This is a genomic window from Bradyrhizobium uaiense (assembly GCF_010811875.1).
GTDB lineage: Bacteria > Pseudomonadota > Alphaproteobacteria > Rhizobiales > Xanthobacteraceae > Bradyrhizobium > Bradyrhizobium uaiense.
In genome coordinates this window covers 1-237 of the sequence record NZ_VKHP01001106.1, presented here as the reverse complement: position 1 = coordinate 237, position 237 = coordinate 1, and the positions used below count along the sequence as shown (strand labels likewise).

Here is a 237-nt window from a genome sequence, read left to right as displayed (position 1 = left end):
AACCGCACCGGACATCCCAAGCCTCGAACGGCCAGATGTATCTTGGTGCTCAGGCCCCCGCGCGAGCGGCCGATCGCCTGATCTTCAGACCCCCTTTTTTGGCGCCGGCAGCGTGCTGATGCGCCCGGACGATGGTGGAATCCACGATCAGATATTCGAAGTCCGGATCATCGGACATCGCCTCGAAGATGCGGCACCAGACACCCTTGCGACTCCATCGACTGAAGCGCCGGAACA

Annotated in this window: 1 pseudogene; it reads right to left on the bottom strand. The window is 61.6% G+C overall.

The window, feature by feature from the left end:
- Positions 1–237: pseudogene (locus FNJ47_RS48970) on the bottom strand (IS5/IS1182 family transposase); the annotation flags it as partial.